22 protein-coding genes are annotated in these 23,110 nt (G+C 64.5%); 16 read left to right on the top strand and 6 right to left on the bottom strand.

Features of this window, described 5'->3' with window-relative positions; all coding sequences use genetic code 11:
• Positions 1 to 19: 19 nt before the first annotated feature.
• From POM99_RS19870 to POM99_RS19860, 3 genes are read right to left on the bottom strand one after another with little or no spacing between them, the layout of a single operon-like run.
• The gene (locus POM99_RS19870) at positions 20 to 1,330 is read right to left on the bottom strand and encodes an MFS transporter (RefSeq protein WP_277280453.1); all 1,311 of its coding nucleotides are present in this window, start codon (positions 1,328 to 1,330) and stop codon (positions 20 to 22) included.
• Between the two features lie 2 nt (positions 1,331 to 1,332).
• Positions 1,333 to 2,073 (bottom strand): MBL fold metallo-hydrolase, encoded by a 741-nt coding sequence (locus tag POM99_RS19865; RefSeq protein ID WP_277280430.1) that lies wholly within the window; start codon positions 2,071 to 2,073, stop codon positions 1,333 to 1,335.
• Between the two features lie 41 nt (positions 2,074 to 2,114).
• Positions 2,115 to 3,173, bottom strand: coding sequence for an alginate export family protein (locus tag POM99_RS19860; RefSeq protein WP_277280429.1), 1,059 nt, complete (start codon positions 3,171 to 3,173; stop codon positions 2,115 to 2,117).
• A 337-nt stretch (positions 3,174 to 3,510) separates the two neighbouring features.
• Here POM99_RS19860 and POM99_RS19855 point away from each other — a divergent pair, with 337 nt between their 5' ends.
• Together POM99_RS19855 and POM99_RS19850 are read left to right on the top strand one after the other, a co-directional pair.
• On the top strand, positions 3,511 to 4,185 hold the full coding sequence (locus POM99_RS19855) for an ArsR/SmtB family transcription factor (protein WP_277280428.1): 675 nt from the start codon (positions 3,511 to 3,513) through the stop codon (positions 4,183 to 4,185).
• A gap of 161 nt (positions 4,186 to 4,346) precedes the next feature.
• Positions 4,347 to 4,571: a TFIIB-type zinc ribbon-containing protein gene (locus POM99_RS19850; protein WP_438823036.1), complete on the top strand. Its 225-nt coding sequence runs from the start codon at positions 4,347 to 4,349 to the stop codon at positions 4,569 to 4,571.
• 42 nt (positions 4,572 to 4,613) lie between these two features.
• On the opposite strand, the gene POM99_RS19845 is transcribed toward POM99_RS19850, so the two are convergent.
• The 3 genes from POM99_RS19845 to POM99_RS19835 are packed head-to-tail and all read right to left on the bottom strand — an operon-like array spanning position 4,614 to position 6,696.
• The gene (locus tag POM99_RS19845) at positions 4,614 to 4,952 is read right to left on the bottom strand and encodes a YnfA family protein (protein WP_277280427.1); all 339 of its coding nucleotides are present in this window, start codon (positions 4,950 to 4,952) and stop codon (positions 4,614 to 4,616) included.
• Positions 4,949 to 6,286, bottom strand: coding sequence for an MFS transporter (locus POM99_RS19840; protein WP_277280426.1), 1,338 nt, complete (start codon positions 6,284 to 6,286; stop codon positions 4,949 to 4,951). Before POM99_RS19840 ends, POM99_RS19845 begins: the two co-directional genes overlap by 4 nt.
• Entirely contained in the window at positions 6,286 to 6,696 is a 411-nt protein-coding gene (locus tag POM99_RS19835) for a MerR family transcriptional regulator (protein ID WP_277280425.1), read from the bottom strand. The genes POM99_RS19840 and POM99_RS19835 overlap by 1 nt, the downstream gene beginning before the upstream one ends.
• 70 nt (positions 6,697 to 6,766) lie before the next feature.
• Here POM99_RS19835 and POM99_RS19830 point away from each other — a divergent pair, with 70 nt between their 5' ends.
• The 14 genes from POM99_RS19830 (at position 6,767) to POM99_RS19765 (ending at position 22,995) form a co-directional block, all read left to right on the top strand.
• Entirely contained in the window at positions 6,767 to 7,390 is a 624-nt protein-coding gene (locus POM99_RS19830) for a cation efflux transmembrane domain-containing protein (protein WP_277280424.1), read from the top strand.
• Positions 7,390 to 7,743: a DUF3703 domain-containing protein gene (locus tag POM99_RS19825; protein ID WP_277280423.1), complete on the top strand. Its 354-nt coding sequence runs from the start codon at positions 7,390 to 7,392 to the stop codon at positions 7,741 to 7,743. Before POM99_RS19830 ends, POM99_RS19825 begins: the two co-directional genes overlap by 1 nt.
• Before the next feature lie 68 nt (positions 7,744 to 7,811).
• Entirely contained in the window at positions 7,812 to 8,132 is a 321-nt protein-coding gene (locus POM99_RS19820) for a hypothetical protein (RefSeq protein WP_277280422.1), read from the top strand.
• A 148-nt stretch (positions 8,133 to 8,280) separates the two neighbouring features.
• Complete coding sequence (locus POM99_RS19815; protein WP_277280421.1) at positions 8,281 to 9,597, top strand: TolC family protein; 1,317 nt, start codon at positions 8,281 to 8,283, stop codon at positions 9,595 to 9,597.
• 78 nt (positions 9,598 to 9,675) lie between these two features.
• On the top strand, positions 9,676 to 10,833 hold the full coding sequence (locus tag POM99_RS19810) for an efflux RND transporter periplasmic adaptor subunit (protein ID WP_277280420.1): 1,158 nt from the start codon (positions 9,676 to 9,678) through the stop codon (positions 10,831 to 10,833).
• 3 nt (positions 10,834 to 10,836) lie between these two features.
• The gene (locus POM99_RS19805; RefSeq protein WP_277280419.1) at positions 10,837 to 14,076 is read left to right on the top strand and encodes an efflux RND transporter permease subunit; all 3,240 of its coding nucleotides are present in this window, start codon (positions 10,837 to 10,839) and stop codon (positions 14,074 to 14,076) included.
• Positions 14,077 to 14,087: 11 nt separating this feature from the next.
• Positions 14,088 to 14,432 carry a DUF190 domain-containing protein gene (locus POM99_RS19800; RefSeq protein WP_277280418.1) on the top strand — a complete coding sequence of 115 codons (345 nt, stop codon included), beginning with the start codon at positions 14,088 to 14,090 and terminating at the stop codon, positions 14,430 to 14,432.
• 70 nt (positions 14,433 to 14,502) lie between these two features.
• The gene (locus tag POM99_RS19795) at positions 14,503 to 14,967 is read left to right on the top strand and encodes an SRPBCC family protein (protein WP_277280417.1); all 465 of its coding nucleotides are present in this window, start codon (positions 14,503 to 14,505) and stop codon (positions 14,965 to 14,967) included.
• A gap of 78 nt (positions 14,968 to 15,045) precedes the next feature.
• Complete coding sequence (locus POM99_RS19790; protein WP_277280416.1) at positions 15,046 to 17,529, top strand: heavy metal translocating P-type ATPase; 2,484 nt, start codon at positions 15,046 to 15,048, stop codon at positions 17,527 to 17,529.
• Between the two features lie 221 nt (positions 17,530 to 17,750).
• Positions 17,751 to 18,554 carry a hypothetical protein gene (locus tag POM99_RS19785; RefSeq protein WP_277280415.1) on the top strand — a complete coding sequence of 268 codons (804 nt, stop codon included), beginning with the start codon at positions 17,751 to 17,753 and terminating at the stop codon, positions 18,552 to 18,554.
• Positions 18,555 to 18,659: 105 nt separating this feature from the next.
• Complete coding sequence (locus POM99_RS19780; RefSeq protein ID WP_277280414.1) at positions 18,660 to 18,995, top strand: hypothetical protein; 336 nt, start codon at positions 18,660 to 18,662, stop codon at positions 18,993 to 18,995.
• Positions 18,996 to 19,058: 63 nt separating this feature from the next.
• Positions 19,059 to 20,294 carry a TolC family protein gene (locus POM99_RS19775; protein ID WP_277280413.1) on the top strand — a complete coding sequence of 412 codons (1,236 nt, stop codon included), beginning with the start codon at positions 19,059 to 19,061 and terminating at the stop codon, positions 20,292 to 20,294.
• Positions 20,291 to 21,538 carry an efflux RND transporter periplasmic adaptor subunit gene (locus tag POM99_RS19770; RefSeq protein ID WP_277280412.1) on the top strand — a complete coding sequence of 416 codons (1,248 nt, stop codon included), beginning with the start codon at positions 20,291 to 20,293 and terminating at the stop codon, positions 21,536 to 21,538. The genes POM99_RS19775 and POM99_RS19770 overlap by 4 nt, the downstream gene beginning before the upstream one ends.
• A gap of 17 nt (positions 21,539 to 21,555) precedes the next feature.
• Positions 21,556 to 22,995: an efflux RND transporter permease subunit gene (locus POM99_RS19765; RefSeq protein WP_438823034.1), complete on the top strand. Its 1,440-nt coding sequence runs from the start codon at positions 21,556 to 21,558 to the stop codon at positions 22,993 to 22,995.
• Positions 22,996 to 23,110: the final 115 nt, after the last annotated feature.

Raw genomic sequence — 23,110 nt, 5'->3', positions numbered from 1 at the left:
GGGTATGCGACTTACATTACTATTGATGTTGCGAACGACTTGCACATTGATCTGCGTCAGAATTGACGGATGAGGGCGGCAATTCTGCGCGAGGTGTGGTTTCGCGCATCGCGATCGCAGTGATGACGCCTGAAAGGAAAGTCAGTCCGCCGATGGACAAAATTGCGGCGGCAAACCCGAATGCGTCCGCGATCAGCCCGGCTGACAAGGCCCCGATGGCGTAACCCAGATCGCGCCAGAAGCGGTAGACACTGAGCGACCGTGCGCGCCAGCTGGGGTGCGACGCGTCCGAGACGGCGGCGATCAGGCTTGGATAGACCATGGCCGTGCCAATCCCGAGCATCAGGCTGCCAAGAACCCACCAGCCAAAATGGTTGCCCAGGCCGGTGACGACCAAGCCTGCGGCCTGAACCCACATGCCGCTGACAATCAGACCCTTGCGGCCCCATCGGTCGCTCAAGGGGCCGGTCGCCACCTGGAGCAAGCCCCAGCTTGCCGGATAGAGCGCCTTGAGCAGTCCGATGCGTTCGACGCCCAGGCCGAGCGACGCGAAGAACAGGGGAAAGATGCCCCAGCTCATGCCGTCGTTGAGGTTGTTGACGAGACCGGCCTGCGATGCCGCGAACAGATTGCGATTGCGGAACGAGGTCAGCGCGAAGACTTCCGAAAAGCTTACGGTCGATTCCTGGCGGGGATGGGCTTCAGTCTCGACCCGGACGTGTTCGCGCGTGTCCCGCACCAGCAGGATCGAGAACAGCAGACCCAGCGCCGCATAGGCAATACCAAGGTAAATGGGGACCGGGCGCAGGCCATAGCGGGAGGCAAGGTAGCCCGTCAGAAACGCGGTCACTCCGACCGCCAGGTAGCCCGCGAACTCGTTGAGGCCGACCGCAAGTCCGCGCGACTTCGGGCCGACCAGATCGACCTTCATGATCACCGTCATGGACCAGGCCAGCCCCTGATTGATCCCCAACAGCGCATTGGCGGCGACGATCCATTCCCAGCTTGGCGCCTCGATGATCATGAACGGAACCGGCAGGCCGAACAGCCAGCCCAGCACCAGCACGCGCTTGCGGCCCCAGGCGTCGGCAAGCTGGCCAGAGACCAGGTTGGCGAAGGCCTTGACCACGCCGAAGCTGACGATGAACGAGGTGATCAGCGTCGTCGAGGCGAGGTGGAACTGCTCGGCCCCGATCAGTGGCACCACCGTGCGCTCGATCCCGACCATGCCGCCGACGAAGGCGTTGACCAGCACCAGCAGCGCGAATTGCGGCCAGTTTTCCTTTAGGCCGAGCCGGACCGTGCGTCCAACCGTGGGGGCGACCGGCATGGTCACTCGGCCGGCACGGCAAGGCCGCCATTGATAGCCCTCAACCGGGCGGCCTCAGGTGGCGGCGGGGGAATCTCGATGAGCATTTCCCGCACGAATTCGTCTTCATCGGTGATGGCAAAGGCAGCGTTGTGACGCTTCTCGAAGCCGATTGTGGACCAAGGCTTGCCGCTAAGCCGCCGGCCGCAAACCGAGCCGGCATAGGCACCAGCCAGAACCTCGACATGGTCCGGCAATTCTCTGAGCCGTGCGGCGCTGCGGAACAGGTTGCGTGCGCCGTCTTCGGCGCTGGTCGCGAGTTCGGTGCGCCCCATGTCACCGACCATCAGTGTATGGCCGGTCAGCACGAACCAGGGTTCCTCGGTGCGCGTGTGATCGGTGACCAGAAGGCAGATGTGCTCGGGCGTGTGTCCGGGCGTGTGTAGAACCTGGGCTGTCACATTGCCGAGCGGCAGAACTTCTCCATCCGTAACCGCGCGGTGGGGAAAGCCGACATCGGCTTTGTCGCCCAGCACGCAGTCCGCACCTGTCGCTTCGGCGAGAACGCGCCCCGCCGAGACATGGTCGGCATGCACATGCGTGTCGATCACATAGGCAATCCGCATGCCGCCCTCCTCGGCGGCGCGCAGATAGGGCTCGATTGCGCCGACGGGATCGACCACCGCGCAGATTGCCTGTCCCCCGCAACCGAACAGGTAGGAAATGCCGATGGGCTCGCGATGGAGGAACTGGCGCAGGATCACGGGGTGGGACTCCTTGTTTGCTCTTCGCGAGCAATGGGCGGTCAGTATCCGAACTCGACCTGCAGCCAGACCTTGCGGGTGTCCGTGGCCATCTGTTCGGCATGGTAATCGGCATATTTGGCGAGGATCGTGGCTCGGCCGAGCTTGAAGCCGAGGCTCGCGTCCCATTCATCGCCGTAGTGAAGGCCGCCCGTGGCGCTGTCGAAGCGGTGATAGGCAAGGCTGGCATTGAGGCCGGGCAAGGCCTTCACACCGGAAAACCGGTAGGCAAGCGAACCATAATAATCCTTGAGCCCCGTATTGGGCGTCGTCAGGAACATATCGGCCCAACCATTGAAGGGGTGCAGCGAGGCCATCGGCGTCTGTACCGCCCGGCCATTGTCCGATCCCAGTAGTTCCCACCCTCCGGTTACGGTGAGATCCTTTACGACAAGTGCCGCTTGCAGCGCGGCGTAGTCGGCGGAGTAGCTGGCCGGATTGCCGCCATAGTCCGATTGGCGCGCACAGCTGCCAGCCAGGTTCGCCTTCACGATGCGCCCGACCGGCAGGGTGGCGGTGGCGCGCACACCGTAGGTTTGCGAGCTGTTGGCCGCGAACAGGGCATTGTCGTAGTCGAGCAGGTAGGCGAAGCCCTTGACCGCGACCGGCCCCGCCTTGGCTCCGGCGCCCAGCATAATGAAATCGCCGTCAAAGGACTGGCGCGGCCCAGCATCGATGCCGAACACCGTTCGCTGGCTCGAAGCGTAAGCGGCATCGAGGTTCAGCGGACCGATTCGTGCTTCGCCGCGAACGGCATCGAACGTCTGTTCGTTCTGCCGCCAGGCGGCCGCGCCGATCCAGCGCTGGTCGTCGAGCGCGATGCGCTGTCGGCCGACGGTCACCGTCGCCTTGGCGGACCTGTATTGCAATTGCAGCCGGTTGAGTTCGATGTTCATCGGATCGGCCACCGTGGCGAACTGTGGCCGCCGCTGGCTGTTGGCGATGGTAAAGGGAAAGGCGTTGTAATCGTTCACGATGCCGAGCGTGCCTTCGCTTTCGGCAAGGAACGAAAGACCGCTGCTGTGCTTCAGCTCGAAACCAGCGCGCAACCGCAAAGTCATGGCATCCGCTTTCGCCGTGGGCTGATCCACGCCTTCGTATCGCAGACGGCCTTCGACGATCGGATCGATTGTAACCCCGTCGCCGAGAGCGACCGGATCGCCAGGCGCCGCGTTGGCTGGCGCAGACCAAGCCAATGCCGCCAGAAACGTCGCCGGGACCGCTGCGAGTTGAAGGCGGGAGGAAGCGCGCCCAGGCAAGCGGCATCGAATGCGGCTGACGGAGCGAGGACGGCATGGAGCATGATGTTCGATCATCGCATTGCACTCTCGGCTCGACTGCCCTAGACTCATTCAATCATTCTGTGGAATGTTCTCCTGAATTGCGGTGATGTCAAGCATGGGACCAAAACAGGCAATCTATACGCAGCTCGCCGAAGTGGCGCAGGCGCTTGGCCACGCGAACCGCATCGAGTTGCTGGAGCACCTCGCCCAGGGCGAACGCAGCGTCGAGGATCTGTCGAAGCGTGCCGGGCTGACCTTCGCCAACACCTCGCGACATCTGCAGATCCTGCGACGCGCGCGGCTGGTGAGTGCAGAGCGGCGAGGCAAAAGGATCATCTACAGCCTGGCGGGTGAGAGCGAGGTTACCGGTCTTGTTCACGCGCTTGGCCGTGTAGGGGAACGCAATATCGCCGAGATCGACCGGGTGATGACGGACTATTTCCGTGCGCGGGATTCGCTCGAAGCGGTATCGCGCGAGGAGTTGATCGGGCGAATGAAGGACGGCTTGGTGACCGTGCTCGATGTTCGTCCTCGCGACGAGTTCGAAGCCGGGCATTTACCCGGCGCGCTGAATATTCCTCTGTCCGAACTCACCGACCGCCTCGCCGATCTGCCGGACGGACAGGAAGTTGTCGCCTATTGCAGAGGGCCATGGTGCGTCCTCTCGTTCGAAGCTGTCGCGGCATTGCGTGCCCGAGGGCTCCATTCACGCCGCCTCGTGGACGGGTTTCCGGAGTGGAAGGCCGCCGGACTTCAGGTGGAGGTCGCCCGTCGGCAGAGGCCAATGTAGCCGGCGGCAATCCGTTCATCGCTCGATTTGGCGTGGTGCTTGGGGATTGTGCAATTCATCGCCGCACCTACATTTCTTCTGCGCGCAACGGCAATCTGCCCATCTGGTCCGAAGGGAACGCGAACGTGAAATGTCCAGCCTGTGACAATGTCGACTTGGTGATGAGCGAACGGCAGAACGTCGAGATCGACTATTGCCCAAAATGCCGCGGCGTCTGGCTTGATCGCGGCGAACTGGACAAGATCATCGAAAAGAGCGCCGCGCAGCCTGTGCCCGATCAACCGGCACCCGATCCCTACGCTGGCTACGGCAAGCACGAACGCCATGGTGGCCATGGCAAGCACGGCTTCCGTCGCAAGTCTTGGCTCGAGGAAATCTTCGACTAACAGCGGCTGCAAGCCGAAGGGCTGGGAGGGCAGGCGACGCCGTCAGGACCTACCCGGACCCCACAGGATCAAGGCGGCGCCACTCAGGCAGATCGCGCCGCCCACGATGTCCCAGCGATCGGGGCGGACCTGTTCGACCACGCCCAGCCAGACCAGCGAGGCGACGATGTAGATGCCGCCATAGGCGGCAAAGGCGCGCCCCGCCGCTTCGGCTTCCACCCTGGTCAGGGCATAGGCGAAGGCGATCAGGGAGACGATGCCGACTGCCAGCCATGCGGGCGAACGATCGAGCCGCAGCACCGTCCAGAAGGCGAAGCAACCCGCAATCTCGGCCACGGCGGCGACGATGTACCACGCTACTGTTGAGAGCGCCGAGGTCATCGCGCCGGCCATTCGGGATGGAGTTCGTCGATGACGAAGCTGTGCGCGCGCGCGCCGTTCGCATGCATGGTGCTCAGGTGTTCGTGGCCGGGATCGAGATCGTCGTGGCTGTGCGCGAGCGCCTCGGGGTCTTGCCTGGGCCAGAACCGCAGCGCGGCCACGGCGCCCAGCGCCGCCAACACTGCCAGTCCGGCGAATGCCGCGGGCTGCCCGAGCCGCGCCCCCAGTTGCCCCGCGAGCGGATAGGCGATGATCCAGCAGCAATGGCTGAGCGCGAACTGTGCGGCGAAGAGCGCGGGCCGGTCGTCGGGTTGCGACGAGCGGCGAAGCAGGCGGCCCCCCGGCGTCACGGTCAGCGAATAGGCGGCTCCCATCGCCAGCCAGACACCGAGCAGCACGGGCCAGAGCGAACCGGCGGCGAGCAGCCCAGGCATGGCGAGCGCCATTGCGCCGAGCAGAACGGTGAGCACAAACCCGGCGCCGACCATGATACGGCGCTCGCCGAGGCGGTCGATGATCTTCGGCAGGGCGAAGGCCGCCAGCATCGATCCCCCGCCGAAGGCGCCGAGCGCCCAGGCGACGTGGCTCTGGTCGAGCCCGAGCGTATCGCGCACCAGCACGACGGTGTTGACAATCACCATCGCGCTGCCCGCCGCGGCTGCAAGCGTGATCGCCAGCAGGCCGCGCAGCCGTGGCGTCTTGAGGTAGATGCGCGTCCCGCGCGTGGTCCGGTCATAGATGCCGCCGGTCGGGGGCGGCGCCTTGACCACCGGCAGGATCACGCTGACGACCAGCAACGCCGATGCGACAAAGCCGATCGCGGTCCCGGCGAACAGCCAGTGGAAACCGATCACGGTGAGCAGGGCGGCGGCCAGCATCGGGCTGGCAAGGCTTTCCATGTCATAGGCCAGGCGCGAGAGTGAAAGCGCCGCCGTGTAGTCTTCTTCGTCGGGCAGCACATCGGGAATGGTCGCCTGGAAGGTCGGCGTGAAGGCGGCGGAAGCAGCCTGGAGGACGAAGATCAGGACATAGACCTGCCAGGTCGCCGTGACCCACGGCAGCGCCAGGGCTACGGCGGCGCGGATCAGATCGAGCGAAACCAGCATCGCCCGGCGCGGCATGCGGCCCGCGAAGGCGCCGGCGATCGGGGCGATGCCGATATAGGCCGCCATCTTGATCGTCAGCGCCGTGCCCAGCACCGCGCCGGCGTCGGCGCCGGCAAGATCGTAGGCGAGCAGGCCCAGCGCCACGGTAGCCAGACCCGTGCCGACGAGCGCGATGATCTGCGCCAGCAACAGGTGCCGGTAAGTGCGGTTGGCGAGGACGGCGAACATCAGGCTATGGACCTTTCTGGCTGTCGTGAGGCGAGGGTTTCGATGATGCGGCAGTCGGCGACGGTCCCCTTGCGGCAACTGCCTACCATCCGGGCAAGTTCGTCGCGCATCAGTTCGAGGTCGGCGATCTTGCGCTTCACTTCGACCAGATGGCTGCCGGCGATCACATCGACCGCTTCGCACGGGTGCTCGCTATCGCCGGCGAGCGCCATCAGCTCGCGGACATCGTCCAGGCTGAAGCCAAGGTTGCGCGCGCGGCGGATGAACGACAGGCGATCGAGGTGTTTCGTTCCATAACTGCGGTAATTGCCGCTGGTCCGCGCCGGCTCGGGAAGCAGGCCTTCCTTCTCGTACCAGCGAATCGTTTCTACCTTCGTATCGGTTGCTTTTGCCAGATCGCCGATTCTCATCGCTTGACCCTGTAGTTGCCACAGGGTGTATGTAGGCTACCGACTCGCATCCTGTCGAGGGAGTATTCGGATGTCGGACACCTGCTGTCAGAGCGCCTGCGGAAGCGCGACGGCGCAGAACGATAGGCGCTGGCGGCGCGCACTGTGGATCGCGCTCGCGCTCAACGCCGGAATGTTCGTGGTCGAGATGATCGCCGGCTCGGCCGCGGAAAGCCGCGCCCTGCAGGCCGACGCGCTCGATTTCCTGGGTGATGCGGCGAACTACGCCATCAGTCTACTCGTCGCCGGAATACTGCTAGTGTGCCGGGCGCGGACTGCCTTGCTGAAAGGGCTCGCGCTCCTCGGGATCGGCGGGTGGGTCATGGCCACGGCGATCATGGCGGCAGTGGGTGGCGCATCGCCGCAGCCGGTCACGATGGGCGTGGTCGGCTTCCTCGCGCTTGTGGTCAACGCTGGCGTGGCGCTGATGCTTTACCGCTTCCGCACGGGGGACGCCAACATGCGCTCGGTCTGGATCTGCTCGCGCAACGACGCGGTCGGCAACATCGCCGTCATGGCGGCGGCCTGGGGCGTGTTCGGCACAGGCAGTGCCTGGCCCGACCTCATGGTCGCGGCCATCCTCGCCGGGCTGGGCATCAGCGGCGGCGTGCAGATCGTGCGTCACGCGATGCAGGATTTGAAGGTAGCGGCGTGATGACGCGTGCCGACGCCCATGCCTTCGTTCAGGAGGAGATGATGGGGTTTCGTGCTGCCCGCGCGGTCGGCGACAGTGCCGGCGCATGGCGCGCGCTGGAGCGGGTGCATATCGTCTCGCAGCCATATGCACTGCTACATTTGGCAAGCCATTGGTCAATGCTTCGCTTAGCGGTGGGCACTCGCGACCCTGGCGAGGTCGCGGGTCAATTGTTCCGTTTGCTGCTTGTCCCACTTGGCGCGATTTCTGGACGATTGCCGATCGGTAATACCGGTCGGTCAAATGTCAGTGCATTTCGCGTAATGTCCATCCCGCCCGATTTGCTGGCAAAAATAAACGGGGAACGCTCTTGACTGCGTTCTTGTCGAATTTCGGTCAGGCTGCTAGTCGCATTCTCATGCGAGGCTCTCTCCTTTGCCTGATGATGACGCTGTCCATACTGTTGGGCAGCCTTGTCGCGCCGGAGACAGCCCACGCACAGGATCGTCCTGCTGGCCATCTTGTCGAATTTCTGGTTTCGGACGTTCATGCCGATGCAGACGATGACGGAAGCCGGAAGCAGCAGAGCGGCGCGCCATGTCACGCGGTGGTGCACCATCATTGCAACATGGCCATTTCGCCCGATGCCGAGGGCGCTGCACTCATTCCCCTGAGCCGGACCGTACTTGTCGGGCCTTTTTCCGTGGCGCCAATGGCCTCCCTTGCGCTCGCACCTCCCACGGAACCCCCCGCTGCTGCCTGAGATCACGAGCCGGTGCCATTCTGGCACCTGACCGAATGACCATCAGGATGCAGTTCCATGCAACAAATAATTCCGGGCGCCTTTGCGTCCAAAATACCTGACGGCGGCGAACCGGCCAACGGTTGCGTCCCGGTGGAGGCAAGCTGACATGCGCCGCCTCTTGATACTTGCGACCTTGCTGGCAACGACTGGGCAAAATGCCCTGGCACAGGAGAACGCGCCTGCGGACGGGCGTCCGGCAGCATCTGCGTCTCCGCCCTCTGAGAATGCTCAGCCAACAGCGGGTGCCCAGGCATTCACACTCGAACAGGCGCTTGCCGCCGCTGGAACCAGTTCGCCCGGTCTCAACGCGGCTGCGGCGGACGTCCGGGCAGCTGAAGCCGGCCGCCGGGTGGCTGGCCTGCGCCCAAACCCGGAGGTTCAGATCCAGGTCGAGAATGTCGGTGGAACCGGACAATTTCGCGGCACGCAAAGCGCGGAAACGACGACCGGCCTCGCCTTGCCGATCGAACTCGGCGGCAAGCGTTCCGCGCGGATAGCGGTCGCTGACGCACAGACCGACCGTGCGCGGATCGAGGCCGCGATTGCGGTGGCGGATCTGACGCTCAATGTTACCGAGGCCTATGTCCTGGCGATAGCAGCCGAACGCCGGGTCGAGATTTCAAAGCAGGAAGCCGACTTCGCAACAATTGGTTTTCGCGCCGCGAGTGCGCGCGTCACGGCCGGGGCAGCCTCGCCGATCGAACAACAGAGAGCGGATGTCTTGCGCATCAATGCCGATGTGGCCCTGGGCAAGGCCCAGCGCGATGCTATTGTGGCGAGGGCCAATCTCGGGCGACTGATCGGACAGCCGGTATCGGCGCCGTTGGATCGGGCCTGGTTTGAACGAATCGAAGGCTATGGTCCGGTCGAGCCAATTGCCGCACAAGGCACCCTGGCTCTGGCTGCCGCAGAGGCCGACCTGTCCATTGCCTCGGCGCAGGTCCGTCTCGCCCGGTCCCAGCGCGTACCAGACATTACTCTCACGGCGGGCGCTCGCCGCCTTTCCGCATCGAACGATACGGCGGCGATTTTCGGCGTTTCGATCCCGTTCCCGCTGTTCAACCGCGGAAGAGCCACGCTGGATCAGGCCAGCGCGCTTGAATCGGCGTCCGAAGCGCGGCGGCGCGTGGCGTTGATCGAGAGCGACCGGCAGATAGCGGCAGCGCAGGCTATTGTTGCAAATGCAGCTGCAACTGCCCGGGCTGCCGGCGGTCCCGGTCTGGAGGCTGCGTTCGAGGCAGCCCGCATTGCCGCCATCGGTTACGCGAACGGCAAGTTCAGCCAGTTGGACCTCATCGAGGCGCAACGCACCCTTGCGCAGACCCGCGCGGCCTATGTCGAGGCTCTGGCCACCTACCACACCGCACAAGCCGAACTGGCGCGCCTGATCACACCGGCGCCCGTCGCGCGCCAGGTGCCATGATGGCTCCGGCCCTTTTCAACCGATGCCAGCGCAGCGCCCCAAGCCCCGCTGGCCGTCTCCCGCTTCCGGAGAGTTCCCATGTACTTTGAAGACAAACGCATCCTCGCCGGCATTGCCGGCGCCATAATCGTGTCGGCGGGAGCCGGCTTTGAAATCGCCCGCTGGACTGCCGATCCCGCCGCTCCGGCCGAGCAGGCGGCGAACGCACAGGAAACCGCTCACGCCGATAGACTCGCACTTTCGGCTGACGCGATCCGGAATGCCGGTATCGGCGTCGAGGAGATCCGTGCCGGAGGCCTGGGCTCGGAGATCGTTGCACAGGCCATGGTCGCTCCCTCACCTTCCGGCGAGGCCGTGGTAACCGCGCGTGCCGGCGGGGCAGTGACCCGCGTGTTCAAGCGTCTCGGCGATCCGGTGCGGGCAGGCGAGGCATTGGCCATCGTCGAGAGCCGGGACGCGGCACAGATCGCGTCCGAACGGACAGCGGCCGCCGCCCGTGCAACCCTGGCGGAACGCAACCTTGCCCGTGAACGCTATCTCTATGAGCAAAAGGTGTCGGCGCGGGCCGAATACGAGTCGGCGCAGGCGGAAGCCGCGGCCGCAGCAGCGGAAGCCCGGCGTGCGCAGGCCGCTGCCGGCGCGGCCAACGTCACCAGCGATGGTCGCGGCACAGTCGTGGCGAGTCCGATATCCGGACGGGTCACCGCCGAATCCGTCATGCTCGGTGCCTTCGTTCAGCCCGAGGCGGAACTGTTTCGGGTAGCCGATCCGCGTCTGGTCCAGGTGGAAGCCTCGGTCGGTCCGGCCGACATGGCGCGACTGGCTGCCGGTGACCGGGCCGTCATCGAATTGCCCGATGGCAAGATGGTCGAAGGTCGCGTGCGCTCGGTCACTCCGACCCTCAGCGGCGACACGCGCGCCGCCACGGCCGTGATCGACGTTACCGGCGGGATGCTTCAGCCGGGTCTAGGTGTCCGGGTCCGCCTGTACCCCAGCGTCGGCGCGCCTTCCAGCGCCATCGTCGTACCCGAGGACGCACTCCAGTCGGTCGATGGCAAGGATGCGGTGTTTATCCGCACCAGCCAGGGCTTTCGCGCGCAGTTCGTGACGATCGGACAGCGCAGCGCCGGACGGGTCGAAATCCTGTCGGGGCTGAAGCCTGGACAGCTTGTCGCCACCAAGAACGCATTCCTGCTCAAGGCCGAACTCGGCAAGGGCGCGGGCGAGGAGGAATAAGCCATGATCGCAAGTCTCATGGCGCTGTCCGTCCGCATGCGCTGGGCGGTAGTGCTGTTCTTCCTCGCCATCGCCGGGATCGGCCTGTGGCAGCTTACCAAGCTGCCGATCGACGCCGTTCCCGACATCACCAACAACCAGGTGCAGATCAATACGATCGATCCGGGGCTTTCGCCGGTCGAGATGGAAAAGCTCGTCACCTATCCGATCGAGACGGCGCTGGCCGGCATTCCTGGCCTCGAGACGACACGTTCGCTCTCGCGCAACGGCTTCAGCCAGGTCACGGCGATTTTTACCGATTCAACGGACCTCTATTTTGCCCGGCAGCAGGTCGGCGAACGCCTCTCCCAGGCGGGTGAGAAACTGCCGGCAGGAGTCCAGCCCCAGATCGGCCCGGTCACGACCGGTCTTGGCGAAGTGGTCATGTACACCGTCGGTTATGCCAATCCCGACGGCAAGGGCGCGCGCCGCGTTGCCGGTCAGCCGGGCTGGCAACCTGACGGCAGCTATCTGACGCCCGAGGGGCAGGTGCTCACCGACGAGGTGGCAAAGGCCGGATACCTGCGCACCGTGCAGGACTGGATCATCGCGCCGCAGCTCAAGAGCGTGCGCGGCGTTGCCGGGGTCGATTCGATCGGCGGCTATGCCAAGACCTTCGTGGTCGAACCCGATCCGGTGAAGCTTACCGCCTTCGGCATTTCCTACAGTGAACTCGGCAAGGCGCTCGAAGCCGCCAATCTCGCGGTTGGCGCCAACTACTACAATCGCGGCGGCGAAGCCTACCTGGTGCGCGCCGATGCGCGCATCCGTTCGGTCGACGAGATTCGCAATGCCGTCGTCGCCACGCGCGGCGGCGTTCCGGTCATGGTCGGACAGATCGCTGATGTCCGGATCGGCGGCGATCTGCGCACCGGCGCCGCGAGCATGAACGGCCGCGAAGCCGTCGTCGGCACCGCCCTCATGCTGATCGGCGAGAACAGCCGTGTGGTCGCCCAGGGCGTTGGCGACAAGCTGGCGCAGGTTGCCAAGACCCTACCGCCCGGCGTCAAGGTGGATGTCGTGCTCGACCGCGCCAAGCTGGTCAACGCGACCGTCGCCACCGTCGAACGCAATCTGGCTGAAGGTGCATTGCTGGTCGCGGCGGCTCTGTTCCTGCTGCTCGGCAACTGGCGGGCGGCGATCATCGCCGTGCTCGTGATCCCGTTTTCCTTCCTGATGATGGCAACGGGCATGAATATCGTCGGTGTGCCAGGCAATCTGATGAGCCTTGGCGCGCTCGACTTCGGCCTGATCGTCGATGGCGCCGTCATCATCATCGAGAACTGTCTGGCGCGGCTCGCGCACCGGCAGGAGCATGAAGGGCGGCTGCTGAGTTTGCGCGAACGGCTTGAAGAGACGATGGCGGCGAGCCAGGAGATGATCAAGCCGACGGTGTACGGCCAGGCCATCATCCTGCTCGCCTTCGCGCCACTGCTCATGTTCACCGGCGTCGAGGGCAAGACCTTCTCGCCGATGGCGATCACCATCATGCTCGCGCTCGTCGCGGCCTTCGTGCTGGCGATCACGCTGGTTCCGGCGCTCGTCGCCCTGGTGATCCGCGGCAAGGTGGCTGAAAAGGAAGTCTGGCTGATCCGCAAGACCAAGGAACGCTACATTCCGTTGCTCGACCAGTCGCTGGAGCGCCCCTGGCGCTTCATCGGGGCGGGGCTTGCATTCTTCCTCGCGGCGATCCCCGCGTTCGGCTTTCTCGGCTCGGAGTTCATTCCCCAGCTCGACGAGAAGAACGTCGCGCTCGCCTCGACCAGAGTGCCGTCGGTCAGCCTCGAACAATCGCTGACCATGCAGCGCGGCGTTGAGCAGGCGATCAGCCGTCTGCCCGAGGTCCAGCTGATGTTCTCCAAAACCGGCACCGCCGAAGTCGCGACCGATCCGATGCCGCCCAATATCTCCGATGGGTTCGTGATCCTGAAACCGGAGGAGCAATGGTCCGCGGATGTTGATGGCAAGGCGGGCATTCTGGAAAAGGTCGAGAAAGCCGCAGGCTCGCAACTCGGTCAGCTCTATGAGGTCAGTCAGCCGATCCAGCTTCGCTTCAACGAGCTGATCGCGGGCGTACGGGGCGACGTGGCGATCAAGCTCTACGGCGACGACCTCGACAAGATGTCGCAATCGGCCGGTGACATCGTCCGCGTGTTGCAGTCGATTCCCGGCGCGGCCAGCGTCAAGGCCGACCAGACCGGCGGCGCGCCGACGCTCGATGTCCGCTTCGATCGTGCGGCAATCGCGCGCTATGGGCTGACGGTCGAGGAAGTGGCCGATACGGTCGCGGCAGCCATGGGCGGCCGAGAGTCCGGACTGCTCTTCGAGGGGGACCGGCGCTTCGAGATCGCAGTGCGCGTGCCGGAGACGACACGGGCCAGTCTCGACGACGTGATGGCGCTGCCGGTCATGCTGCCGGCGCAGGAGGGTCAGGCGCGCCGTTCGGTGCCGCTCAGCCAGGTGGCGCAGATCCGCTTCACCGAAGGGTTGAACCAGATCACCCGCGAGAACGGGAAGCGCCGCGTCGTGATCCAGGCGAACCTGCAAGGACGCGATGCCGGTTCGTTTGTCGCCGAGGCCCAGGCCAAGGTGGCTGAGATCAAGCTGCCCGCCGGCTACTACCTTGAATGGGGCGGGCAGTTCCAGAACCTTCAGGCCGCGTCGCAGCGCCTGTCGATCGTGGTGCCGCTCTGCTTCGCGGCGATCTTCGTGCTGCTATTCATGGCGCTCGGCACACTGCGGCGGGCTTCGGCCGTCTTCCTGGCCGTGCCGCTGGGCCTCGCGGGCGGGGTGTTCACCCTGGCGCTGACCGGCATCGCCTTCTCGGTTTCGGCTGCGGTGGGCTTCATCTGCCTTGCCGGCGTCGCCGTGCTCAATGGCCTCGTCGTGATGACTGCTATCCGCGAACGGATCGAGGACGGGATGCCGCTCGTCGAAGCGATCCGGGAAGGCATGGTCGAGAAGATGCGTGCGGTCGTCATGACCGGCTTTGTGCCCGCGATCGGCTTCGTCCCGATGGCGCTTGCGCATGGCACCGGCGCCGAGGTGCAGAAGCCGTTGGCGACGACGGTCATCGGCGGCCTGATCGCCGCGACCATCCTGACCCTGCTTGTGCTGCCGGCGATCGCCAAAGTGGTGCTCGGGCGCAAGGAAGGCGGCGAAGAGAGCGTCGAAGCCCAGCCTGTCGAAACACCCGCACAATGAAGGAGGCCGCCATGAACCAGTCCATCAAACTGCTCAGAATCTATACCGACGAGGGGGCCTATATCGGCGACCGCAAGGTCTTCGAATATGCCGCCTCCCTTGCCCGCGAGCGAAAGCTCGCGGGCGCAACGGTGATCGACGCGCTTATTGGCTTCGGGCACTCGGCGCATCTTCATCGGCGGCATGTGCTCGAAAGCGATCGGGCCGTCGTGGTCGAGATCGTCGATGAGGAAGGCAAGCTGCGTTCATTCGTCGAAGCGCTTGCCGACGTCCCGGGCATCGGCCTGATGACTCTCGAAACCGTGGAGGTGGTTGGCGGCAAGGCGAACGGCGTCATCTCGGGACAAGGCCAGTGACGGCAAAGAAACCGCCCTGCCCGACAAGGGGGGCATCGCGGCGCTTGTCCGCCGGACCAGGCGCTCCCTGATGATCGCCTGTCGTTCATCCCTGGTACTCGGCATGCCGGCGATCCGCGTCTGGAGGGTCATCGCGGATGTCGAGCGTTACCGGGAATGGCATCCGGTCTTTGCCTTGCATTCCGACACGCAAAATCCCGGCAAGCTCCTTTGCACGGCGCGTCGATGGGGGCGGGGAGAAGCCATGGTTACCGCCGACGCAAGGCTGACCCGATCAGACTCCAATCGCGAACTGTCCTTGCGGATTGGCATACCCGGGGTCCTTGAGTTCGAAGAAAGCTTTCAGGTCACCTGGACCCAGCATGAAACCCTGATCGCCCACGGCATGCGCTGTATCGGCCTCTTTTCGTTTCTGGGCCTGCTGGGGCTGAAGGGGATGTTCGCCCGGATGCTGGCTCGAACCGATGCCGCGCTCAAGGCGCATGTCCAGCGTGCAACTACGACGGCGCGTTATGTGCGCCGGCACAACAGGTAGATCCCCGATGCTGTTGCTCGATTCTGGTTCTGGCGGCGCGCATGACGCGAAATCGGGAAATGAGGTGATGGAGACTGTATGACCGAGAAGCTCCAGTTCGATATTCCCCTGCTCCTTCCCGAAGTGCCGGATGTCGCCGACCGTTGTGTCGAGAGGCTTCAATCCACCCTGAATGCGCGCGATGGCGTCGAGAACGCCCATGTCGTCGAGGCGGAGAACGGGCTACCGGCTCGGCTTTGCGTCCACTTTGATCCGGACAGACTTTCCCTGGTGCAGGTCCGGGCGGCGGTGGAGACCGCCGGCGCGGAAATCGCCTCGCGCTTCGGCCATGCGGTCTGGGAAGGGGGAACACTGCACGCCCGCAGGGCCCGGACGATCGAAGCGCGGCTCAGGGCCTTGCCTGGCGTGCTGGAAGCCGCCGTTGGCGGCGGCGGCGCTGTTCGCGTCGAGTTCGACCGCACGCTGATCGACGCCGCGCAAATTGCAAAAGTTCTCGAGGGCATGGGTGCCGGTCCGGAGGAGCCGATCGAGGAGGATCACGCACATCCTCCCGGCGATCACGACCACGAGGGCAAGCCTCATGACCATGCCCATGGCGGGATCCTCGGCGAATGGGCCGAACTGGCCTTCGCGCTGGGCTGTGGCGGCGCGGTGGGCATCGGCTACGCCATCGAACGCCTCGTGCCGGCCGCGCCGAGCTGGCTTCCACTCGCGCTCTATCTCCTGGCCTACGGCCTTGGCGGCTTCTTCACGCTGCGCGAGGCGATCGAAAACCTGCGGATGAAGCGTTTCGAGATCGATACGCTGATGCTGGTCGCGGCGGCAGGCGCGGCGGCTCTGGGGGCATGGGCGGAAGGCGCATTGCTGCTCTTTCTGTTCAGCCTGGGCCACGCGCTTGAACACTATGCGATGGGCCGGGCCAAGCGGGCGATCGAAGCGCTCGCTAAGCTCGCGCCGCGCACGGCGATGGTCAGGCATCGGGACGGGACCACCAGCGAAGTCCCCGTCGAGGAACTCGAAGTCGGCGATGTGGTGGTGGTAAAGCCGGACGAGCGGATCGCCGCCGACGGGTTCGTGCTCAAGGGCACGACAGCCGTCAATCAGGCTCCCGTGACCGGCGAAAGCATGCCCGTCGACAAGCGTGCGGTGATGGACGATTCCGCCGCGCGCGCCAATCCCGACGTGCTTGATGCCGCCTATCGCGTCTTTGCCGGGACGATCAACGGCAGCGGGGCGATCGAGATCGAGGTCACCCGGATATCGCGCGAAAGCACGTTGGCCAAGGTCATCAAGCTGGTCAGCGAAGCCGAAACCCAGAAGTCTCCGACCCAGCGGTTCACCGACCGGTTCGAGCGCGTCTTCGTACCTGCGGTGCTGGGCCTTGCCGGACTGCTGCTGTTCGCCTGGGTCGTGATCGACGAACCGTTCCGTGACAGCTTCTACCGGGCAATGGCGGTTCTTGTCGCGGCCAGCCCCTGCGCGCTCGCCATCGCAACGCCAAGCGCGGTGCTATCCGGCGTGGCGCGGGCCGCGCGGGGAGGCGTGCTGATCAAGGGCGGTGCACCGCTCGAACTGCTGGGGTCGCTGAACGCGATCGCCTTCGACAAGACGGGCACGCTCACCAGAGGCGAACCTCGCATCCAGGAAGTCATACCCGCCGAGGGAGTTACAAAAGAGGAACTGATGGCGGTTGCCGTCGCGGTGGAAAGCCTCAGCGATCATCCGCTGGCGCAGGCCATCGCGCGCGATGGCCGCGCTCTGACCGGCGACGCCGCCGTTCCCGTTGCCACCAGCCTGGAAAGCCTGACCGGCCGAGGCGTCTCGGCCGTGATCGACGGTGAAACAGTGCTGATTGGCAAGGCCGAGATGTTTGGCGTGGATGGTATCGCCCCGCTTTCTCTCGAAATGGGAAGCGCGATTTCTCGCCTTCGCATGACCGGCCACACGACAATGGTTGTTCGCCGCGGGAATCGCGATCTCGGTGCGATCGGCCTCCAGGATGCCCTCAGGGAAACGGCTCGGCCGACAATCGCACGTCTGCGCCAACTTGGCATCGAACGGATGATCATGCTGTCGGGCGATCACCACCGGATCGCGCAGGCCATGTCGCGTGAGGTTGGCCTCGACGAGGCTTGGGGCGATCTGATGCCCGAGGACAAGGTCGATCTGATCAAGTCGCTGCGTGAGAAGACCAAGGTTGCCATGGTCGGCGACGGGGTCAACGATGCGCCCGCCATGGCTAGCGCGACCGTCAGCATCGCGATGGGAGCGGCGGGCTCCGATGTGGCGCTCGAAACCGCCGACGTTGCGTTGATGGCGGACGATCTCTCCCATCTGCCGTTCGCGGTTGGCCTCAGTCGGAAGACCCGCTCGGTTATTCGGCAAAATGTCTTCGTCAGCCTCGGTGTCGTCGCGCTGCTGGTTCCGGCAACCATACTCGGGCTTGGCATCGGCCCCGCCGTCGCTGTGCATGAGGGGTCGACCCTTCTGGTCGTGATCAATGCACTGCGGTTGCTGGGCTATCGCGATCCGCGCGGCAGAGAATTCGAAGGGGGGCAGTGAAAGGGTGGCAAGCGAGTAGCTGGAGTTCGAATTGGTGACAGATCCCTCGGCAGCAAGAGAGCCTCACCGCAGGAGGACAGGCACCCAGGGATTCGCGTCGCCACGCCGGGGACATGGCTTCGCCCCTGCTGTGTCCCCGGCGACCTCTTGGTAACAAGAGGCAGCCCGGCGGTATGCACCGCTTCGGCATCGAGATATGATCGCAACCGGAGGTGTCTGAAATGCAGATCACGAATGTCGCCGTCGATGCTTGCCCAAAAAATGGCCTCGATCGGCTGTTCGCATGGTTGGGAAAGTTCAACGAAGCCGCCTCGGCGCGGCTGTCATGTATCTCCTACGCCTGGCCCAAGCCGGACTTCGGCGGGGCGGCGTTCCGCAATCAGATCGCTACCGAGGCGTTGGAAGCGCGTTTGCAGTCCAGAACGGCTGCGGTGCGGCGGATGTTTTCGGAGGATGCCATTTTTTCGCACGGTATGGTGGAATGGTGCAGCGGTGTCGGAACGCCTGAGGAGGCGATTCTGGAGCATCTTTATACCTCCGACTTGCTCGTAACGATCGCAGAGGTGGACGAGGAATGCGTCACGCCTGATCCGGTCGACCTTGCGATCCGCTCTGGAACGCCGGTGCTGCGCCTGAAGCGCGGGGTTGAGGCAAACCCGATCGGTGTTGCCGTGATCGCCTGGAAAGACTGCGCGTCGTCCCGGCGCGCCCTGCATTCGTCGCTGAATCTTCTGAGTTCCGCGGGCCGGATACACATTGTCGGTGCCGGTGACGAGATTTCCGCCGCGAGGCTGGAACAGGTCGTCGGCTATCTCGGGAGCCGCGGATTGACGGCCCAGGCCGTCCATCTCCCTGACCGCAATAACAAACCTGGCGCTGAAATAATCGTGCATGCGCTCGATTGCGGCGCGGATGTGCTCATCTCGGGGGTGAAAGGCGAGCGGGGCTTGCGTGATCGCCTGTTTGGCAATGCAACCCGGCAATTTGCCGAATGCTCCGAGTTTTCGTGGTATTTGTCTGGCTGAACCGAAACATTGCCGCGAGCCGATTGTCCCGCATTCTCTGATACTGCACAGCGATCCGGATTCACGCCATTGCGGTTAACTAAGCTGTCTGCTACGCGCCGCGGCATGAGGGGCGCCCTTCTTCCGTTTCTGGTGTTGTTTGCCGTGCTGTTCGGCGAAGCGCATTCGCCTGCGCTGGCGCATGGGGTGCAAGAGCATCATGGCACCATGGCGGTGATCGGCCATGCGGCAGCGGAAATCGCAGAAGAGCGCCACGAGCAGCGCGCTCCGGAATCGGGCCAGGAAACGCTTCAGCATCATCATTGCCCGGTCGCGATGGCTGCTGGCATGGGCATGGGCTCCGACCTGCTGCTCGCTCGACGCGAACTCCTGTCGCCAGGCAAGGCCCGGGTCCTTGCCTCTTACGCATTGGCGCCGCCGGTGGAGCCGCCGCTAGCCTGAATCGCCTTCCAGACTGCGGGAGAATCCTCCCGTTAAGCCTTGTTTGCGATTCAGGAGCATTCCATGTCATTGAAATTGCGCGCCGGCCTAATGGCCGGGCTGGCGCTGGCCTTGCCTACGATGGCAAGGGCCGAACCCATCAGCCTTGAGGAGGCCGTGCGGCGAGCTACGGCCGCATCACCGGCAATTGCGGCGCAAGCGGCCGGTATTGATGCTGCCCGGGCAGGACGGACGCAGGCCGGTGTGCGCCCCAATCCCGTGTTGTCCGTGGACAGCGAGAATATCGCCGGGACCGGCGCCTACAATGTGTTCCGGCAGGCCGAGACGACGGTCACCTATGCCCAGACCATCGAACGGGGCGGCAAGCGCGATGCGCGGATCGCCTATGCGGAACGCGACATCGGCGTGGCCGAAGCATCGTCGCGCATTTCACGCCTCAATCTCGCCCAGGCAGTGCAACGCGCCTTTCTCGATCTCCAGATTGCCGGGGAAGTGATCTGGCTGGCCGAGAAGCGTCTCGAGACCGAGCGGGCGATGCAGGTCGAGGCGCTCCGCCGTGTGCGGGGATACAGGGATCCGGTCTTCGTCGAGACGAGGGCGGCTGCGCGGATCTCGCAGGCCAGTCTCGCCCTCGAGGAGGCCCGCTCGCGCCGCAACGCTGCTCGCGCCAGGCTGGCTTCGTTCTGGGGCGGCAAGCCCGAAGACATCGAAGTCCCTCGCGGGATCGAGAAACCCGACGAGCATCAGCACGGTCTCGCTTCTGCCGACAACAATCTTGCGGCAGCCGAGGTGGAACGCGCCCAGGCTGCAGTGGCGGTTGAAAGGACACGCGGTGTCCAGGACTACACATTGAGCGGCGGCGTCCGGCACTTGCGCGAAACGGGCGATGTCGCCCTCGTCGCCGGGATATCGATCCCGCTCGGCCGCTTCGACCGTAACCAGGGCAATATCGCGCGGGCGCAAGCCGAACGGCAGCGGCTCGAGTTCACAGCCGAAGCATCCCGCCTTGAGCGCCTTCGCGAATTGGCGTCGCTGCGTGCCGAGGCGGAAGCTGCGCGAATGCGCGCCGACGGCATCATGCACGATGTCTATCCCAAGGCGCAACGAGCGCTGGCGCAAGTGCGCGAAGGATACGCGCGCGGCGGCTTCCGTTTCAGCGACGTGCAGGACGCCGCCGACGCCATCATCGAAGTCCAGTCGCAATGGGTCGAGGCCATGACCCGTTACCGCGATGTCCTTTCCCAGATTGACCGGCTGACCGGGCGCTTCGACGCCGCCGCCGGGGAGACCCAGCCATGAAGAAAATCACGATTTCCGCAGCGCTCGCGCTTGTCCTTGCCATCCCGCTTGCCGCCTGTGGCGGTGGTTCCGAACCGACCGCCAAAGAGGGCGGCCAGCATGGCGAAGGTGAGGAAGAGGCCAAGGGGCCGAACGGCGGCCGCCTGCTCAAGGATGGCGACTTTGCCGTCGAAGTAACGATCTTCGAGGACGGCCAGGAACCGCAGTTCCGCGTCTTTGCCTCGCGCGAAGGCAAGTCTGTCGATGCGAAGTCGGTACAGGTGACGATAACGCTCAAGCGGCTCGGCGGCGAGGTCAACACCTTCGCCTTCACGCCCGAGGGCAAGTATCTCGCCGGGCAGGGCGTGGTCGAGGAGCCGCACAGCTTCGATGTCGAGGTGGTCGCGGTCGAAAATGGCCAGCGCCACGTCTGGAAATACGCCAGCCCCGAGGGTCGCACCCGGATTACGACAGAGGCCGCAAAGGTTGGCGGCATCGCAATTCTGACCGCCGGACCCGCGACGATCGGTGAGGCGCGCGAGCTTTACGGCACGGTCCAGCTTGCCACCACGGCGCGCGCCGAAATCCGCGGGCAGTTTCCGGGCCGGGTCGTCAGCGTGACCAGGGCTGTCGGTGACTACGTCCAGCGTGGCCAGTTGCTCGCCCGGATCGAATCGAGCGAGAGCCTCCAGGTCTATCCGGTCTATGCGACGGTCAGCGGCGTGGTTGCCGAACGCAATGCCAATCCCGGTGACGTGACCGGAGACCGGGCGCTCTACGTCATCACCGATCCGGCACAGACCACGGTGGTGTTCAACGTCTTTCCGAAGGATCTGGGTGCCATCCGGCCTGGAATGCAGGTCGATGTCGAGACGCAGGACGGCAAGGCTATCGCATCGAGCCTTCTCGGCGAATACCTGCCGGAGGGCAACATGCAGGCCGGGACCGCGCTGGTCCGCGCCAATATTCCCAACCGCACCGGCGCGCTGCGCCCCGGCATGGCCTTGCGCGGCCGCGTGAGCATCAATGCCGCTGCCGTTCCGCTGGCCGTGCGGACCGAAGCGATCCAGTCGTTCCGCGACTTCAAGGTGGTCTTTGCCAACTACGGCCAGGATTATGAAGTGCGGATGCTCCAGCTGGGCCGCTCATCACCCGAATGGACCGAAGTGCTTGGCGGGCTGAAGCCCGGCACGCCTTATGTCGCCAAGGGTTCCTTCCTCGTTCGCGCCGACATCGAAAAGTCGGGCGCGAGCCACGACCATTGATCGGGGAGGACTGAATCATGCTGCCCCGCATCATCGGCTTTTCCATCCGCCAGCGCTGGCTTGTTCTGGCCGTGGTTGGCCTCCTCTGCGCCATCGGCGCGTGGAGCGCGACCAAACTGCCCATCGACGCCGTGCCGGACATCACCAATGTTCAGGTCCAGATCAACACCGAGGCCGAAGGTTACTCTCCGCTCGAGAGCGAGCAACGCATCACCTTCCCGATCGAGACCGCAATCGCAGGCATTCCCAACCTGTCCTACACCCGCTCGATCTCGCGCTACGGATTGTCGCAGGTCACCGTGGTGTTCGATGATGGGACCGACATCTATTTCGCCCGCCAGCAGGTCAATGAGCGCATCCAGGCGGTCAAGTCACAGCTCCCGCCGGGCATGGAACCCGAGATGGGGCCGATTTCGACCGGGCTTGGCGAAATTTTCATGTTCTCGATCGAGGCGAAGCCAGGTGCCAAAAAGCCCGACGGCAGCCCGTGGACGGCGGAAGACCTGCGCACCATGTCGGACTGGGTCATCCGGCCGCAAATCCGCACGGTTCGCGGTGTTGCTGAAGTCAACACCATTGGGGGGTATGAGCGGCAATATCACGTGACGCCGAACTCCTCCTATCTCGCCTCGCTAGGTCTTTCACTGGGCGATGTCGTCGAGGCATTGGAAAAGAACAACGCCAATCGCGGCGCGGGCTATGTCGAACGCAGCGGGGAGCAGATCCTGATCCGCGTTCCAGGTCAGGCCGCGAACGAGCAGGATCTTTCGCAAATCATCGTCGCGACGCGCGGCGGTGTGCCGCTCCGGATTGCCGACGTTGCCGACGTCACGATCGGATCGGGACTGCGGACCGGCGCTGCAACCAAGAATGGTCAGGAAGTGGTGCTGGCGACTGTCGCCATGCTGATCGGCGAAAATCCGCGCATCGTCGCTCAGGCGGCGGCGGAAAAGCTCGAGGAGTCGGCAAAGTCCTTGCCTGAAGGCATCATCGTACGTCCACTCTATGATCGCACGGCGCTCGTCGAACGCACGATCCAGACCGTGCAGAAGAACCTTGCCGAAGGCGCGCTGCTGGTCATCGTCATCCTGTTCTTGCTGCTCGGCAATTTCCGGGCCGCGCTTATGACGGCCGCTGTCATTCCGGTGGCCATGCTGATGACCCTGACCGGGATGCTCGCCACCCGGACGTCCGCCAACCTGATGAGCCTTGGCGCGCTCGATTTCGGCCTCATCGTCGATGGCGCCGTGATCATCGTCGAGAACTGCCTGAGGCGTCTGGGCGAAGCGCAGCACCGCATGGGCCGCCTGCTGGACAGGGACGAACGCTTCGGCCTCGTCGCCAAGGCCAGCGCCGAAGTCGTGAAGCCCAGCATTTTCGGCGTGATCATCATTACCGCCGTCTACCTGCCAATCTTCGCGCTCGAAGGAGTCGAGGGCAAGACCTTCCAGGGGTGACTACACGAAAGTGACGTATCTGCACGCTAAGGGCGAACAAATCCGGTACGATGCCAGCAGATGCTATTCGCAGGCTTTCCTGCCCCTTTTATGTGGTGCCGCCCTACGGGCGCCG

The organism is Novosphingobium cyanobacteriorum (assembly GCF_029436685.1).
Classification (GTDB): Bacteria; Pseudomonadota; Alphaproteobacteria; order Sphingomonadales; family Sphingomonadaceae; genus Novosphingobium; species Novosphingobium cyanobacteriorum.
The sequence above is the reverse complement of the archived record's forward strand: the minus strand, read 5'-3'. Positions and strand labels throughout refer to the sequence as shown.